Here is a 2,369-nt window from a genome sequence, read left to right on the forward strand (position 1 = left end):
GCGCCGCCAGGTCCGGCCGCCGTCCGTGCTCACCTCGACCCGGCGCACCGCCGCCGATCCGGACCACGAGCGCCCGTGCAGCCGGTGCTCGCGGCCCGCCGCGAGCCGCGCACCCGCGGCCAGCTCAAAGGCGCTCTTGACCACCTGGGTGGTGAGCGGGTCGCCGCCGCCGGGCGGGTGGTCCGGTCCGAACATCCGGTAGAAGTCGGTGTTCCACGGCGAGTACAGCGGATGGTCGGCGACCTCCACGCCGCCCACCCACTTGATCGAGGCGATGCCCACCCAGCCGGGCACCACCAGCCGGGCCGGGGCACCGTGGTCCGGCGTCAGCGGCTCGCCGTTCATCTCGTACGCGAGCAGCACGTCGTCCAGCGCCTTGGCGATCGGCAGCGGGCGGCGCACCGGACCGTAGTTGGTGCCGCCGACGACGTAGTCCGGGTCCAGGCCGGCGGGCAGCACGTCCACCGCCGCCCCGGTCAACCCGGCGGCCCGCAGCACCTCGGCCAGCCGGACGCCCCGCCAGCTCGCCGAGCCGACGCCACCGAGCGTCCACGGCGTGCCCGGGACGGGCTGGCCCTGCTGGCTGCGGTAGAAGCTGCGGCCGTTGCCGGCGCACTCGATCAGCGCGCTGATCCGGGTGGACGGCAGCTCCCGCAGGTCGTCCAGGCCGAACTCGACCGGGCGCTCGGCCGTCGGGGCGCCGCGCAGGCCGCTGCCGAACAGCTTGAGCCGCCACGTGTCGGGGTCGATCAGCGGGGTGCTGGTGTGGTTGCGGACGAAGAACCGCTCCACCGGCACGTGGCGGCCGATGACGGGATCGCCGTCGGCGTCGCGGAAGGCGTCCCAGCGCGTCTCGGCGTTGGTGCCCCGGGGCACGAACCACTCGGCGGGCAGCGGTTTGACGATCCCGGGCACGGGCCCGGGCGCCTCCCCGGCCGCCGCCCGGCCCGGATCGGGCGCCAGGGCGTCGGGCGCCGGGGCATCCGGCGCCGGGGTTCCTTCGTCCGGAATGCGGACCTCGTCGTCCATGAACGGCGTTCCTTCCGTTTCAGCGTGGGCGGTTCGCGGTGCGCGCGACCACGGCCGGGGCCCGAAGGCCGCCCCGGACGGAGTTCCGCTCCCCCGGCTTGACCTTCTCACCGGTGTGTACTCCTACCGTTCCCGCTGTCGGCGAAAACCAGCCCGCAGCGGAGCCACCGTGTCAGCCATCCCACTCGCCCGGATCGTCCAGGGCTCGGGCCCGGGGCTGCTGCTCGCCCACGGCGCCGGCGGCAGCGCCGGCCGGCGGCCGAAGGCGCCACCGACGCGCCTGGCCGAACTCGCCGGCGGGCACCTTCCGGTGGTCGAGGCGCTGCCCGAACCGCGCGACGTGCTGCCGGAGTTCCTCACGAGCAGAGCCCCCATCGGGAACACCCCGGCGGACGGCGGCGTTCGCCCGGTCATGCGCATCGGAGAACTCTCCCGCCTGACCGGGGTGTCCACCCGTCTGCTCCGCTACTACGAGGAGCAGGGCCTGCTCCGGCCGGACCGCACCGCGGCCGGCTACCGCGAGTACGGCAAGGAGGACTCCGTACGGGTGTGGCAGATCCGCAGCCTGCTCGCGGCCGGCCTGAGCACCCGGATCATCGCCGTGCTGCTGCCCTGCGCCACCGGTCCCGTCCCCGTCCTGGAGGCCTGCCCGCAGCTGCTCGCGATCCTGCGCGACGAACTCGCCGACCTGGACTCCCGGATCGAGGACCTCACCCACAGCCGCCGGGCGCTCTCCCACTACCTCGCCACCGCGCACGACTCCGGACACGACTACGGCGAGGAGCACGCGGCCTGACGGGACCCGGCGCCGCCCTCCCTACCCCACCCGCCGCGCGGCCTGCGGGATGCCGTCGGGGCCACCGTGGGCGAGGCGGACACGCGCCCCTGACCAGCGCATACGCCCCGTCCGGCGACGGGTGGGCGTACGCGGCCAACCGACGCCCAACCCCCGTCCGGACTTCACCCGCGCGTACCGACCGTTCACACCGCCCTGGAAACCTTCCTGTCATGAACGCCAGCCCTCAGGCGCCCTACCAGGAACCGCGCTTCCCCCTGCCCCAACGGCACCGCCGGCTGCTCGCCGTCACCGCCGTCCTCGCCTCCATCGCCCTCGGCACCCTGGGTGTCGGCGCCACCGTGGAAACCGTCGAACACGGCCCCGTCGCCAGCGCCTCCGCCAGCAAGTAACACCCGCCCCACCCAGCACCGCGGTCCCCACCCCGGACCCGGTGCTTCTTGCTTCCCGCCCCGGGGCGGCGGGCCGGACACGGCCCGCTCGCGCGGCCGCCCGTGTTCTCGACACGGGCGGGCGTCCCCCGCTCGGCGCGTCGCCCGGACCG

The 2,369-nt window shown here is 75.3% G+C and carries 3 protein-coding genes; 2 read left to right on the forward strand and 1 reads right to left on the reverse strand.

Annotated features, from left to right (window positions below; all coding sequences use genetic code 11):
- A partial coding sequence (locus tag KS423_RS43610) for a molybdopterin-dependent oxidoreductase (protein WP_224285232.1) occupies window positions 1-1,029 on the reverse strand: 1,029 nt, incomplete at its 3' end.
- Window positions 1,030-1,198: 169 nt separating this feature from the next.
- On the opposite strand from KS423_RS43610, the gene KS423_RS48300 reads away from it, so the two are divergent.
- Window positions 1,199-1,825, forward strand: coding sequence for a MerR family transcriptional regulator (locus KS423_RS48300; RefSeq protein WP_224285233.1), 627 nt, complete (start codon window positions 1,199-1,201; stop codon window positions 1,823-1,825).
- Between the two features lie 212 nt (window positions 1,826-2,037).
- The gene (locus KS423_RS43620) at window positions 2,038-2,217 is read left to right on the forward strand and encodes a hypothetical protein (RefSeq protein WP_224285234.1); all 180 of its coding nucleotides are present in this window, start codon (window positions 2,038-2,040) and stop codon (window positions 2,215-2,217) included.
- Window positions 2,218-2,369: the final 152 nt, after the last annotated feature.

The organism is Streptomyces sp. LS1784, from assembly GCF_020103755.1.
Taxonomy (GTDB): Bacteria; Actinomycetota; Actinomycetes; order Streptomycetales; family Streptomycetaceae; genus Kitasatospora.

Coding starts and splice junctions, on each gene's coding strand:
- KS423_RS43620 (WP_224285234.1), top strand. CDS start 2,038: ATGAACGCCAGCCCTCAGGCGCCCTACCAGGAACCGCGCTTCCCCCTG.